The sequence below is a fragment of the Actinomadura oligospora ATCC 43269 genome (assembly GCF_000518265.1).
Lineage (GTDB): Bacteria > Actinomycetota > Actinomycetes > Streptosporangiales > Streptosporangiaceae > Spirillospora > Spirillospora oligospora.
Genome location: NZ_KI912411.1, coordinates 95,708 through 109,384, shown reverse-complemented (window position 1 = coordinate 109,384; position 13,677 = coordinate 95,708). Strand labels below are relative to the sequence as shown.

Below are 13,677 nucleotides of genomic sequence, written 5' to 3'. Positions count from 1 at the left end.
CTTTCCAAGCTGTCCCCGCAGGGGAAGGATGGCGCGATGAGCTTTCGCGCGCCCTCTACCGCGCAGGAATTGGATCTTGTTCGCCGGTACGTGACAACCGAGCGCAAGCGCCGCTACCTGGATCTGTTGCACGGGAACCTGATGGATGAAAAACGCGGCCGGGGCAGTACGAAGAGGTTGACTCAAGACGCACGGGAGATCAGCGATGAGGACCTTCACTTGCTGCTGGATTTGGATTGGCGCCCCCGACTGACCGCTGCATGGCTGATCGCCTTGGACCGCCGCGTCCAGTTCCGTGATCGGTTGGGTGAGCTGCTGCTCTCCAGCGAGCTGACGTACGCGGGGCAGGGATACTGTTTGGCGCTCGCGCGTTTCGGCCAGGAGGCCGACGCCCTTGTTCTGACGCGATACCTGGAGACTTATCTGCCGCATCCCGAGTTCGCTTACGACCAGGGTTGGGCGATGGGCGCACTCCTGGTTTTGGACGCTGACCTGGGCGCCGACCGCGCTCAGCGCTTCCTTGGCTCGGAGGGGCTGTGGGCGCGCTCGGCCTTCGCCGAGGACGAGCCGAGCGAATGGCAGCGTTGGTTGACTGAGCTGCTGGTCTTCACCGATCGGCTGATGGCGACGGGGCGAATGACGGATGGCGGGTCATGTCGCGCCTCCGCGGATGGCTTGGTCGGTGTCGTAGAGGTCGATCTCGGGGCCGACCAAGGAGAGTTCGACGGGGATGCCGAGGCGTTCGCCGGTTTTGATGAGGTACTTGCCGCGTCCCGGGTGGCGGGCGCTGGTCTGCCAGGAGTCGGGGGCCGACCAGGCGGCGACGAGGTGCTGTTCGGGTCCGGTGAGCGGGGTGATCTGGTGGATGCGGCCCAGTTCACGGGGTGGGAGTCCGGCCAGGACGGTGATGGCGGCTCGTTCGACGAACCCGCGGGCTTTGGCGCGGTCTTCCTCGCTGGGTAGGGCGTCCAGGTCGGAGAGGGAGTGGGTGATCATGATGGAGGCCATGCCTTTGGTGCGGTTCAGGCGGGTCAGGGCGTCGGCGTGCTCGACCAGGCCGGGCGCTCCGCGCAGGGCGCGCCAGAGTTCGTCCATCACGCCCAGGTGGGTGCGGCGAGGTGCTCCGGTGAGGTCGGCGAGCGCGGCGGAGGCGTCGACCATGCCGAACGCGTACGCCCAGGTGCACAGCATCGCGGCGGTGAGGAGCTTGTCCCCAGCGGCCCGGACGCGGGAGATGTCGACACTGATCGCGGGCGCGTCCAGATCGAGGGGACGGGTGGTGGGAGCGTCGAAGACCCCGGCGAGCGAGCCGGTCAGCAGCAGTTCGAGGGTGAACGCCAGCTCACGGGTGTGCTGGCGGTAGGCGGCGGGCGAGTCGGTGCGGGTGACGGCGCGCAGCTCGGCCGGTCCTTCCTCGAGGATGCGCAGGACGTCTGGGATGGTCGGTTCGCCGTCGAGACGGTCGTCGAGCAGGTCTAGGGCCCGGCCGAGGACGACCTCCTCGGCGTTGGTGATCCGGGATTCGCGGACCAGCGTCGCCAGTGCGAGCAGCAGCGACAGTCGACGTGAACGGATCTCCCACCGCAGGGTGTCCGAACCGGGTCCCGTGACGGCAGCCAACGGCCCGGCGTCCAGGGGGTTGATGCGGTCGAGGCCGCGCCCGATTCGGATGACCTGGCCGCCGAGGTGGTCGACGAGCATCGTGTAGTCGGGTTTGGTGTCGCCGAGGACGATCGGGGTGGTGCCGGTCGCGACCGCTCCGGTCAGTAGCCGTTTCACCAGGGTGGACTTGCCGGTGCCGGGCTGGCCGAGGACGAACATTCCCGGGTTGGTGACCAGTCCGGCGCGCAGCCAGGCCAGCGGATCGCAGCACACGACCTCGCCCCACAGCTGGTGCCGTCCGATCGGAGTTCCGACGGTCGGTGTGCCGGATCCGGCGGTGAAGGGGAACAGGCCGCAGACCTGGCTGGTGGTCGCCTGGAATTCCGGTGCGGCTTCGATGTGCGCGGCGCGTCCGGCTCCTGGGTGCTTCCAGCCCCATGAGGGAGCCAATGGCTCGGCCATCGCGGCGGCCTCGGCAGGTGCTTTGCTGGGCACGGGTGGCTCCTTCCTAGCGGGGGAAGCGGTGGGTGAGGTCGGGCGGGCAGATTCCGCACGGCAGGGTGGTGGCGAACGCGGCGGCTTGGCTTCCCCAGAGGCGACGCAGCCGGATCTTGGCCGTGTCGGCAGCGGACTCCACATGTGCGACCGCCCGGGGAAGCAGTTCGGGATCGGTGACGGTGACCGCCGCGTACATCGACACCAGGCAGACACCCGCTCCGGCGGCTTCTTCCGCTGCGGCCTGGTGGGCGCGGGCGGCGTCGACGCTGTCGCGGGCGGTCTCGTCCCGTCCGGTCCGGCGGCGGAACTGCGCACGGAACGACGCGGCGTTGACCTCCTGCTGGACGACCCGATTCGCGGCGGCTGCCGGAAGAGCCCGGTACTGGAGCGTGATGCGCTTGGGGAACGGGCCCGGCGCGACCAGACTCGCGAGGACGTCGGAGCGGACGTGCTGGCGGGGCGGCTCGTGCCATCCCCAGCAGACCGAGACGCCCCCGTCGTGCTCGTAGCGGTCGGTGTGCTCGTGAGCGGCGAGCGGCCCGGCATCGCCCCAGCTCAACACCTCCGGGATGCTGTAGGACAGGAGCCGGTTGACCTCGCCGCGGCATGCCGGGTCGAACGCGATCCGCACCGTCCCGGCGATCTCCGCCGCCGAAGCCCGCCCCAACACCGACACCCCGCAGCCACCGAGCCGCGACGCCAGCCGGTCCAGCAGGCGGCCGAGCTCGGCGACGGCCTCGGTGAGTGAACGCGGCTTGGTCGGCGACGCCTGCGGATCGAAACTGATCGACACACGGGTGTCCACGTCGGCGGCAGCGGCCGGAGCGGTCCGTACCAGCTCGTCCAGGATCGCCCGCGCGGATGCCGGAGCGTCCGGATCCACCGAACGTGCCGCCGCGTCGGCGAGGGTCGAGCCGGGCTCAGGGGCGGTGTCGACGGTGACGCTGACCCATCGGATCTGCGGCAGATGCCCGAGCGATGCCAGCCAGCCGCCCCAGGAGGCGACCCAGGTGTCGCTGTCGGCTCGGTCCGCCAGCCAGGTGGAGGAGGGAACGACGCGCAGCGTCGCGGTGAGGAGGCCGGTGCGGCGGTCCCAGACGATGCCGTAGTGGCCGCCGCGGCCGTCCTCGGCGCTGAGCAACGTCAAGGGAGCCAGAACACCTGGGAGCTGGCACGCGCGTGGATGCTCCACCACGATCCCCGCCAGGTAACGCGTCCGTCCCCGCAGAACCGCCCACCACCAGCGCACACGCGCCTGGACGAGTCGCCCGACAGGGATCCCATCGATTCGGATCAGGCAGAGCCCGGCCACGAGCAACACAGGCCCCGCGACGTATGGCAGGACGGCCGGACAGCTCGAGGCGAGGACGACCAGGACCATCGCGGCTGCAAGCGCGGCGAAGGTCGCGGTGGTGTCGAGGCCGAGCAGGCCGACTCCATGGCGGCGCCGCCAGCCGCCGTAGGTACGGATCTCAGGCCCCACTCGCGCCACCTCCCGCGTCCCCCGCACCGGACGGATCGCTCGACGCGCCGCCACCACCGCTTCCTGTGGGGTTGCCGAGCCAGCGGATCATTTCCGGTCCCCGCTGCCGCTCCCGATCCGCCATACGAACGGTGGCTGGACCGACTGGCTCACTGCCCGAGGCCATCGAACCCGCCGCCGCGTCCGAGGTCTGGCTTGCACTACCGGTCGGCGCCGCCGCGTCAGATGCTCCGGACTGCTCAGGCGAGGAGGACGCGGAAGTGTGGCTCTGGGCACCATCACTGCCACTGCCTCCGGGGACGCCGGGGACGCCACTTCCGGACTGGTTCGAGGTGTGCTGATCGCCGAGCTGCTCGGACAGGCGGCTGGCGTGTTCACTCGCCGTGCCGCCTCCTGGGCCCGGACCGGCCATTCCGGGTGCCCAGCCGTATCCACGCAGGGCGCCGATCGCGGTCATTCCGCCCATGACGCTGTTCATGATTCCGCCGCCGGATCCGGAGGAGACGTTGCCGGTCGTCCAGGTGAAGAACTGCAGCAGCACGGGGAAGGCGATCAGGCTGAGCAGCATCATCGCGAAGCCCGCGATCTTGGTCTGCAGGTTCTCGCCGTTGCCGACGAAGGTGAACGCGGTCGCGTACACCGCCGCGGCGGCCGGCTTGTAGAAGATCAGGGCGAGCATCCACCCGGCGACCTTCTTGAACCACCCCTTGGTCGCGTTGGTCATCATCCCGGCCGCCGCCAGCGGCAACATCCCCGCCAGCAGCATGATCGCCGCGCCACGCAGAACCAGCAGCAGCGCCTGGATGATCCCGATGAACAGCGCGAGGAGCCCGAGGATCACCACCAGCACGGCCGGGACACCCTGACCAGACAGCATCAGGTTCGTCATCTTGTTCGCGAACCCGCCGGCGGCCGAGGCGTCCAGCGCCCACGACACCCACTGGTCACCCCACTCCAGAAGCCGGTTGGGCAGCACCACCCCCAGCACGCTCACCACCGCCAGGACGGCCAGGCCGGTTCCGGCGTCGATGAGAGGCGTTGCGCGGCGCAGCAGGGTCAGCTTCGCGGCCACCACCAGGAGCGCCCCGACAGCGACGGCGATTGTGAGCGGCTGCATCAGCTCGTGCATCCGTGCGACCGCGGGCTCGGTCTCCAGGTTCGGTGACGGGGACTGCACCCACCAGGACGAGGTCTGCGAGACGAACCACTTCACCGCGGACGTGATCGCCTTGGCGAGACTGTCCAACGCGTTGCTACCGGCCTCGGCGGCGATGTCGGGGAGCGGTATGCCGAAGGCGTGTCCGTCGTGGTGGTCGACGGTCTGAACGCATTGCGGATCCAGGACGGTGCTGCACGGCGGCGCGAGCGGCACGGCATTGAGCAGCATCATCGGCCACCCTCCCCGGCGGTCGGGAAGCGCGTGTACCCGTCCAGGGAACCGACTGGTGCCGCCGACCCCAGCCAGGTCCCGCCAGGCGGGGCGACCACGCGCCAGTCACCGTCCTGCCACTGCAACTGGATACGCGTCGCGGCCCGGACGACCTGGTCACTGTCCCCGGGACCGGCCGACACCACGTCCACACTCGCGGTCTCCGGCGTGTAGCCCTGCCAGCGGAACGCCTCCAAGGTCGCGTAGGCGTGCGGGGTGCCCGGTGCGAGCGGCGCGGTGTTGATGGAGGCGAGCATTCCGGCCCGGTCAGGGCCGACGAACTGCGTGTTCACGGTCGAGGTGGCCGTCGCCAACCCCCAGCGCGGATCAGAACGCACCGACACATGAATCGCAGCCAGCAGCGCACCCAGCGGACTGCGCGCGAAGCCGGCAGCCCGGTCATCCGCGACGGCGTTCGGGCCATCGGACGCCGAGTACGGCAGCCGGAACCCGTGAAAGTCCCGCCACACCAGCCCGGAGGTCGGGGTGACCGGCGAGGACTGGAGCTGGTCGCCGGCGACGCGCGGTACTCGAAGGAGGTGGTCCTCAGGACCGTCCGGCAGCAGCGTGAACGCACCTAGGGCGAGCACCGCACCCGTGGCGGCTCCGATCAGAACGTGACGGCGGTTCATTTGAAGAACACCCCCACGATCGCGGAGGCGGTCGCGGCCAGACTGAGCCCGCCCAGCACCCAGGGGATGCCGGTCGCGCCGTCAGCGGCGAACGTCGACCGGTTCTTACGGCCGATCGCCATCTGTCCAGCGCAGATGAACAATCCGGCGACACCACAGATCAGCACCGCCCACTTCCCCCAGCCGAGGAGGGTGTTCACCTTCTCGTCCAAGCCAGGCGGGGGACTCGGCGCCGGGTCAGGAACCTGAAGGCCGCCGCCAGGGGACGGAGCGGCCTGGGGGCCGGTCAGCAATATCAGCCCCAGCAGGTGAGGGGGGAGGAACATCAGCGCTCCCTCGCGGCCGGAACGACGCTGCCCGCTGGCTGGGCGGCCAGGGCGAGGATCCGATCCAGTGCCCGGCGCACCTTCGACGAGACGGCGATCCGTCTCGGGTCGGTGGCCAGGCGTAGTGCGGGCATGAACGGCACGCGCACCACTCCAGCGACTTGCGGTGCCAGCAGCGCGAACCGCGACGCTGCGTCCTGCGGCTCACCGAAACCGTCGTCGACGATGGCCAGCACCCGCACCTGGTGGCCGACGCGCCCCAGGTAGTGGCGGGCGGTCACGGCTCGGCGTGATCCGGGCACGGTGTTCCGCGTGACCAGCACCATCGGCGTGTCGTCCACCTCAGGGATGTGTTCGGTGGTGCCGAGGTCGAGTGCCCCGCCGAGCAGGACGGCCAGCGTTGTGGTGCCCGCTCCGCCATGCGCTCCGATCAGACGCAGATCGCCTGGGCTGAACGCGGTGGGGGAGGGCGGGAGCGGGGTGGTCAGGTTGAGCTCGATTCTTCCGAGTTGCATCCGGATACCTCCGGTCAGTTGCTCAGAGTTGCGATGCGAGCACCGTACGTGGCAACATTATGGAGCGCAAGTATCGCCAAGCATGTTCATCAAACTTCAACGCATCGAAGAACGTGCCTCCGCAGCACCACGTCCACGAGAATGAAGGGCGAGACCGTGACCCCGACCCCAGGAGCCGACATGGCCGACCGACCCGGCACAGGCGCCGACGCGAGCGCAGCCACCGGCCGCGATCCGGACGTCCTCACCACCGCCGAACTGGCCGCCAAGCTGGGCCTGTCCGCCCAGACCGTCCGCCGCATGGCGCACGCAGGACAGATCCCCGCGCTCAAGACCGGCAAAGACTTCCGCTACTCCTGGGAAGCGGTCCGCGAGGTGCTGCGGCAGCCCCACCACGAACCGGGGACCGCCGATGACCCAGACCCGAACCAGCCCACCGAACCCGCCAGACGCGCCGGCTACCGAGCCCAACGCCGCGCCCACACCGAAGCCACCACCACCGACTAACCCGCACCCCGCCCCGGCGGCCCCGATGCTGAAAATCGCCGCCGCAGCCGGAGCCACGCTGCCCGCACTGCTGCTCCTACTCGTCCCCAGCGCATCGTCCAGCAGCCCGACTCCGGACGTCGCAGGCGCACCCACCGCCCAAGCCCGCCGCGACATTTCACCGGACTACCTGCGCTGGTACATGGACGCAGCCCACACCTGCCCCGGCCTGTCCTGGGCGATCCTGGCCGCCATCGGCAAAACCGAATCCGACCACGGCCGCTCCACCGAACCCGGCGTCCGCTCCGGCGAGAACCACGCCGGAGCCGGCGGCCCCATGCAGTTCCTCGCCGCCACCTTCACCAGCTACGCCACCGACGGCGACAACGACGGACGCACCGACCGCTATAACCCCGCCGACGCCATCCACACCGCCGCCCACTACCTCTGCGCCAACCACGCAGGCCAAGGCGGGACCCACCTTCGCGCGGCCCTCTACGCCTACAACCACAGCAGCGCCTACGTCACCGGCGTCCTCGCGCTCGCCGCCACCTACGCCGCACCCACCGCCACCATCCGAGGCCAGACCGCCGTCCGCGCCGCCCTCCACTGGCTCGGCACCCCCTACTCCTGGGGCGGCGGCAACACCTCAGGCCCCACCCGCGGCATCGCCCAAGGCGCCAACACCATCGGCTTCGACTGCTCCGCCCTCACCCAATACGCCTGGGCCCAAGCCGGAATCCACCTCGACCGCATCGCCGCCGACCAATACCGCGACGGCCCCCACATCCCACGCAACCAAATCGCCCCAGGCGACCTGCTCTTCTTCGCCCACGACACCACCAACCCCGCCACCATCCACCACGTCGCCCTCTACCTCGGCAACGGCCGCATGATCCACGCCCCCCAAACCGGCGACGTCGTCCGCACCACCACCTTCACCGGCAACCCCTACCGCGAACACCAATACATCGGCGCCACCCGCCCAAGCCCACAAACCCGAACCTGACCGGAGGCCATATGCCCTCAATCCATCCGCGCCCCGAGCCCGCTCCCCGTCGTCGTCACACCCGTCTATGCAGCGTCCCCGACACGCAACCCGCGCTGCGCCGCGCCCATACCGCCCCTCGACGCCCGGCCAAGAGACCGCCCTGCGGACGCCTGCGCGCCTTCAGCTTCGGAGGCGGCTGGCAATCCACCGCTGCGCTCGTCCTGGCTGGCCGCGGCGAACTCGACTTCGACACCTTCTTGTTCGCCAACGTCGGCGACGACAGCGAGAACCCCACCACCTTGACCTATCTCCGCCGCCACGCCATCCCCTACGCCCAAGCCCACAACCTCACGATCCGCGAACTGCGGCGCGTCCGCCGCGACGGCAGCACCGAAACCCTCTACGGCCGCCTCACCCGCGAAGGCTCCCGCTCCATCCCCATCCCCGTCCGAATGAGCAACGGCGCCCCCGGCACCCGCTCCTGCTCAGTTATCTGCACCATCCACTCATGGCTGATCATGGCTTCTCATGTCTTGATCAAGGAGTGCCTGGTGGACCTGCGACGCCAAGTGATGGAAGGCCGCGTGCCGATCCCCCGGTCTGGTGCGGTTGTGGAGACGACACGAGCGCATCCCCCGTACGCGGTGCTGGACGCGTCGTCGGTCGAGATCGACGCGGTGACCGAGTATCTGGAGGACCTTGTGCTGGGCGACTGCAGCCCGCTGACCTGTCGAAGCTACGCGTTCGGGCTGTTGCGATGGTTCCGGGTGCTGTGGCTGCTGGAGGTGAGCTGGGAACGCGCGACCGAGGCGGACGTCGCCGTGATGGTCGGCTGGCTGCGCACGGCCCCCAACCCGCAGCGCCGCCGAACGGCCGGAGCGCCGGGTCCGGGGGCGGTGAACCTGGTTACCGGCAAACCGACCCTGCAGTGCGGTTACTCCAAGCGGACGATCAACCATGCGTTGTCGGTGGTCAGCAGCTTTTACGAGTACCACGGGCATCACTGTCGAGGGCCGGTGGTCAATCCGGTGCCTTCCTCGGCCCAGCGCCGTCGGGCCTTGGCGCACCTGAGCCCGCTGGAACCCAAGCCGGTGGTGGCCCGCGCGCGGCTGCGGCAGAAGGTCCCCGACCGGCCGCCGCGGGCGATCCCGGACCAGCGCTGGGACGAGTTGTTCGCGGCGATGGGCTGCGAACGCGACCGCGCGCTGCTGGAGTTCGCGGTCTCCAGCGGCGTGCGGGCGGCCGAGCTGCTGGGTGTGGCTCCGGAGGATGTCGACTGGGCGGGCCGGCGCATCTACGTGATCTCCAAGGGGACGCAGCTGCGGGAGGCGGTGCCGGCGTCCCCGCAGGCGTTTGTCCGCTTGGCCTCCTACCTGGACGAGGTCGGGAGGCCACGGTCGGGGGAGTCGGTTTGGCGGACGCGTCGAGGTCCGGACCGGCCGTTGAGTTATTGGGCGCTACGCCGGGTGTTGCAGCGCGCCAATGAGCTGCTGGGGGCGAACTGGACCTGGCACGACCTGCGTCACACGGCCGCGACCCGGATGGCCAACAGCCCGCAGCTCACGCTGCCGGAGGTGCAGGCGATCCTGCGACACGCCAGCATCCAGACCACCGGCCGCTATGTGACGGTGCGGGTGGAGGAGCTGTTCGACAGGCTTAACGAGCACTACTCCCGGCCGCGTCCGCAGCCCCGCTACGCGGCCGGGTATGCGGCTGAGGACATCGCGGCGGTGTTCGGTGGCTGAGGTGACGGGACGGCGCACCACCGGAGTCAGCAGGCGGCACGGCCCGTTCATCGAAGAGCTGGGGTTTCCCAGCCGGTTCTACTCCGAGGAGACGGAGACAGAGCCCGCTACGACCGTTAGCCCGCCACGCCCTCATGGAGACCTGAGCCGGGCTTCGGTCGATCAGTTGGCCAGTCTGGCCCACGACACATGGGAGGGACAGGGCGCGACCTGCTCCCAACGCGCCCGTGCTGTTCGGGCGATCCTGCGTCACCTGCTGGAGTTTCCTGGCGACGTCTGGCAGGAACGCTGGGACGCCAGCCCTCTGGGGCGCGGCGAGGTCAACGGCAGTGACGTGGGAACTCTTGCCTCGACCGGCATCGCGGCCTCCACCGGCGTCCGGACAATGTTTTGCCTCCGTGTCGTCCAGCCTTCCAACCTGGCGTTTCGTTCCAACGCCTTCCAGAACTACCCCGAGTTCTTTATCCAGGCGCAAGCTGATCCGCTGCTGGAGAAGTTCGTCGAGTTCGCGGTCGAGTTCGACGCTCCGTGGCAATTCCGTCGTGACGCGATCAAGGATCTATGTGACCTGCTGACCATCCAGGGCGTGGCACTGGGCGACGTCACGCATGGTGCGCTGCTGCACCACGCGCACGAGACGCGTCGGGTCCGCGCTGGCATGCTCGGGCCCGGCCAGGCCGCCAACCGATTCGTGGGGCGCTCCACCTGGGACATCATGCAGAAGATGGGCCTGTTCCCCGACGGAACACCGCCCACCATGCGGATCGCGCTCACTCGCGGTCCACGCTCCATCGAGCAGCTCGTCGACCGCTACGCCATCGGCAACCGGGCCGTCCGGCAACTGCTGATCGACTACTTCACGCGCCGCGCTGCCGACCTGGACTACGCCTCACTCAAGACGCTCGTCCTGACCCTGGCTCACCACTTCTGGGAGAAGATCGAAAGGATCAATCCGGGCCAGGCCGACCTGCGGATCTCCCCGCAAACCTACAGGTCCTGGCGGCAGACGATCATCACCAAGGACGACGGCACGGTCCGCACCCAACAGGACAGCATCGTGATCGCGGTCCGGAGCTTCTACTACGACCTGCACACCTGGGCCGCCGACGAACCCGAACTCTGGGGAGCTTGGGTTGCGCCCTGTCCCGTCCCGCCGACGGAGCTGCGCGGGCTAGGCAAACGGCGGCGGCGGATCAACGAACGCTCGGCTGACCGCACCCGCCAGCGGCAGCCGCTGCTGCCCCTGCTGGTCGAGTACGTCGAGACCCGCTACGACCACACCCGCCTGCTGCTGGACCGCGCCCGCCAGGCCGACGAGGGCGAGGCCTTCGTCCTTGACCGCATTCCCTACCAGCGGGTGGTCACCGACACCGACCGCAAGAGGAACCCCAACGATCCGCCGCCACCCCGCGTCCTCAACCAGAACACCGGCGAGATCCTCAACGTCGAGGTCGAGGAAGAGACCGCGTTCTGGAGCTGGGCTTGCGTGGAGACCCTGCGCCATTCCGGCATCCGGATCGAGGAACTTAGCGAGCTGACCCACCTCAGTATCCGGCAATACCAACGCCCCAACGGTGAGGTCATCGCACTTCTGGTCATCGCCCCATCCAAGACCGACCGCGAGCGCGTCATCCCGATGAGCACCGAGCTGTTCCACGTCATCGCCGCCGTGGTCCGTCGACACACCCAGGGCGGTCGGAGCATCCCCCGGATCAGCCGCTACGACCCGCACGACAAGGTCTGGAGCGCCGAACTGCCCTTCCTGTTCCAGCGCCAGACCGGCACCACCTCCAACGTGTTCACCTCCGGAACCGTGATCACGATGCTGGAACGCTGCGGCCAAGCTCTGGCCGAACGCCATCCGGCGTTCAAGACGGTGAGGTTCACTCCGCACGACTTCCGCAGGATCTTCGCCACCGAACTCGTCAACAGCGGGCTGCCCATCCACATCGGCGCCGCCCTGCTCGGCCACCTCAACATCCAAACCACCCGCGGCTACGTCGCGATCTTCGACGAGGACGTCATCGCCCACTACACCAACTTTCTCGCCGCCCGCCGCGCCATCCGGCCAACCGACGAATACCGTTCGGCCGGCACCGAAGAGTGGCAGGAGTTCGAGGAGCACTTCGACAAACGCAAGGTCGAACTCGGCTCCTGCGGCCGCCCCTACGGAACTCCCTGCCAGCACGAACACGCCTGCATCCGCTGCCCAGTCCTGCACGTGAACCCCAAGATGCTGGCCCGGCTCACCGAGATCGAAGCCGACCTTCTTGACCGGCGGGCACGAGCCGAGGCCGAAGCCTGGCTCGGTGAGATCGAAGGCATCGACCTCACCCTGACGTTCCTGCGCGCCAAGAGAGAGGACGCCCAACGACGAGCCGATCGGCCAACCGTCAGCCTCGGCATCCCCTCGGTGCCCGAGACGGGGAAGACCGCGACATGACCGCCCGAGTTGCCCAGCCGGACGTAGTGCAGATAAGCACCGCCGACTTCAAGATCCGCGTCATCGGCCGCTGGCTCAAGGCACACGGAGCCACCGCAACCAACCCTGCGACCATCGGCATCGGAATCAGCGTCGACGAGATCTATCGGGCGAACGCTCGACGCTCCGAACCGTACGAACACATCGTCTACCCGCTACTCGACCTCGGCATCCGCCGTGCCGACTGTCCCCGCATCATCCGCTCGGCCGGACTGCCCCTCCCGCCCAAGAGCGCCTGCTGGTTCTGCCCCTTCCACAGGCTCACCGCCTGGCAAGACATGCGCCGAGACAACCCGGACCTGTTCACCCGAGCCTGCGACCTGGAAACGCTCATCAACTCCCGCCGCACGGCCCTGGGCAAGGATCCCGTCTATCTCACTCGCCACAACGCACCGCTCGCCACCGTCGTCCCCACCGCCGACCTCCTGCCTTTCGAGGAGGACGGCGATGGCTCCTGCGACACCGGCTGGTGCTTCACCTGAACCGCCGATCAAGGAGGACCTGATGGACGCCTTCAACCGCTCAGACCTCGACCGCCTCCCGACTGTCGTGGACATCCCCACAGCAGCCAGAGCACTCGGCATCTCTCGCTCCTACGCGTACATCCTTGCCAAGGAGGACCGCTTCCCATGCCGGGTGATCAGAGTGGGCACCGGCTACCGAGTCCCGACGGCCGCGATCATGACCGCGTTGGGCGAGCAGCCACGATGCACCTCACATAACGGCGACGCACCGTAAAAGCGCCGTGCTTGGCGGGACAGGATCCTCCACCGGATCCGTCCCGCCAAGCACACGCTCCTCTAACCCCATTCGATCACTGACACGCGGACGGCGGACAACCGTGCGACAGCCCGCCGTCGAGGCACAGCAAACGGTAGCCGTGCATGTGGTGAGCAGGTGCGCCTGAAGGTTGCGCCTCAGCAGGATGGTTGTGTGTCCGCCAAGCGGTGACACCGAGCTTGATGCGACTATCGGGGGCGTGCCCCAACGAGTGAAGTTCTCCGTTCTCGTTTCACAGCTGACGAAGCACCCAGATCATTACTCGAGGTCGAGTGGCCCGACGGAACGGAGTGGAGGACCCTGGCTCGGTCGGGCATTGTCGTGGTGATCAGCGCCTGGCCTACTTCATGCTATGTCCCGGCAACTCGCGATCACGTCGCAGCCACCACCTCTCTTTCCGGGGGCTGGGTACATTCGCTGGCATGCAGCGTTTGAGCGCGCTCAAGCTCGTAGCGGAGACTGCAATTACCTTCCGCAGATCCGCCACAGGTTGGGCCTGGTCGAATTCCGTCCCGCCATCCACTGGCGACGGTGTAGAGGTGTGTCCGATTTGTCGGACTCGCATGAAGTGCTCGAAACTGGCGCTGTGGCCGCGCAAACGTGCAGGTCAGTGAGTCTGCTCCCCGCGCACGCGGGATGGTCCCGGCCACTTGATCTTCCGCTTGGTGGTCTTGCGCTGCTCCCCGCGCACGCGGGGATGGTCCCCGC

At 68.5% G+C, this 13,677-nt stretch carries 12 protein-coding genes and 1 pseudogene; 7 read left to right on the top strand and 6 right to left on the bottom strand.

Annotated elements, in window-relative coordinates; genetic code table 11:
* Positions 1 to 36 precede the first annotated feature (36 nt).
* Positions 37 to 612: pseudogene (locus tag P696_RS59460) on the top strand (DUF6000 family protein); the annotation flags it as partial.
* Positions 613 to 651: 39 nt separating this feature from the next.
* Here the strand turns inward: P696_RS59460 and P696_RS0137535 are convergent.
* The 6 genes from P696_RS0137535 to P696_RS50740 form a co-directional block, all read right to left on the bottom strand.
* The gene (locus P696_RS0137535) at positions 652 to 2,097 is read right to left on the bottom strand and encodes a hypothetical protein (protein ID WP_245627964.1); all 1,446 of its coding nucleotides are present in this window, start codon (positions 2,095 to 2,097) and stop codon (positions 652 to 654) included.
* A gap of 13 nt (positions 2,098 to 2,110) precedes the next feature.
* Positions 2,111 to 3,583 carry an SCO6880 family protein gene (locus P696_RS0137530; RefSeq protein WP_026416345.1) on the bottom strand — a complete coding sequence of 491 codons (1,473 nt, stop codon included), beginning with the start codon at positions 3,581 to 3,583 and terminating at the stop codon, positions 2,111 to 2,113.
* Complete coding sequence (locus tag P696_RS0137525; RefSeq protein WP_026416344.1) at positions 3,573 to 4,973, bottom strand: TrbL/VirB6 family protein; 1,401 nt, start codon at positions 4,971 to 4,973, stop codon at positions 3,573 to 3,575. The genes P696_RS0137530 and P696_RS0137525 overlap by 11 nt, the downstream gene beginning before the upstream one ends.
* Positions 4,970 to 5,644, bottom strand: a complete 675-nt coding sequence (locus P696_RS0137520; protein WP_026416343.1) for a DUF8175 domain-containg protein — start codon at positions 5,642 to 5,644, stop codon at positions 4,970 to 4,972. The genes P696_RS0137525 and P696_RS0137520 overlap by 4 nt, the downstream gene beginning before the upstream one ends.
* Complete coding sequence (locus P696_RS50745; protein ID WP_034489221.1) at positions 5,641 to 5,856, bottom strand: hypothetical protein; 216 nt, start codon at positions 5,854 to 5,856, stop codon at positions 5,641 to 5,643. The genes P696_RS0137520 and P696_RS50745 overlap by 4 nt, the downstream gene beginning before the upstream one ends.
* Before the next feature lie 113 nt (positions 5,857 to 5,969).
* Positions 5,970 to 6,485: a hypothetical protein gene (locus tag P696_RS50740; RefSeq protein WP_051468737.1), complete on the bottom strand. Its 516-nt coding sequence runs from the start codon at positions 6,483 to 6,485 to the stop codon at positions 5,970 to 5,972.
* 180 nt (positions 6,486 to 6,665) lie between these two features.
* Here P696_RS50740 and P696_RS57155 point away from each other — a divergent pair, with 180 nt between their 5' ends.
* The 6 genes from P696_RS57155 to P696_RS50725 are packed head-to-tail and all read left to right on the top strand — an operon-like array spanning position 6,666 to position 12,927.
* Positions 6,666 to 6,992, top strand: a complete 327-nt coding sequence (locus P696_RS57155; RefSeq protein WP_170026696.1) for a helix-turn-helix domain-containing protein — start codon at positions 6,666 to 6,668, stop codon at positions 6,990 to 6,992.
* Between the two features lie 25 nt (positions 6,993 to 7,017).
* Positions 7,018 to 7,980 carry a C40 family peptidase gene (locus tag P696_RS58545; protein WP_026416341.1) on the top strand — a complete coding sequence of 321 codons (963 nt, stop codon included), beginning with the start codon at positions 7,018 to 7,020 and terminating at the stop codon, positions 7,978 to 7,980.
* A gap of 11 nt (positions 7,981 to 7,991) precedes the next feature.
* The gene (locus tag P696_RS0137495) at positions 7,992 to 9,707 is read left to right on the top strand and encodes a tyrosine-type recombinase/integrase (RefSeq protein WP_211245954.1); all 1,716 of its coding nucleotides are present in this window, start codon (positions 7,992 to 7,994) and stop codon (positions 9,705 to 9,707) included.
* Complete coding sequence (locus tag P696_RS0137490; protein WP_026416339.1) at positions 9,700 to 12,150, top strand: site-specific integrase; 2,451 nt, start codon at positions 9,700 to 9,702, stop codon at positions 12,148 to 12,150. Before P696_RS0137495 ends, P696_RS0137490 begins: the two co-directional genes overlap by 8 nt.
* Positions 12,147 to 12,671 (top strand): hypothetical protein, encoded by a 525-nt coding sequence (locus P696_RS50730; protein WP_211245953.1) that lies wholly within the window; start codon positions 12,147 to 12,149, stop codon positions 12,669 to 12,671. The genes P696_RS0137490 and P696_RS50730 overlap by 4 nt, the downstream gene beginning before the upstream one ends.
* A 22-nt stretch (positions 12,672 to 12,693) precedes the next feature.
* Positions 12,694 to 12,927, top strand: a complete 234-nt coding sequence (locus P696_RS50725) for a MerR family transcriptional regulator (protein ID WP_026416338.1) — start codon at positions 12,694 to 12,696, stop codon at positions 12,925 to 12,927.
* Positions 12,928 to 13,677: the final 750 nt, after the last annotated feature.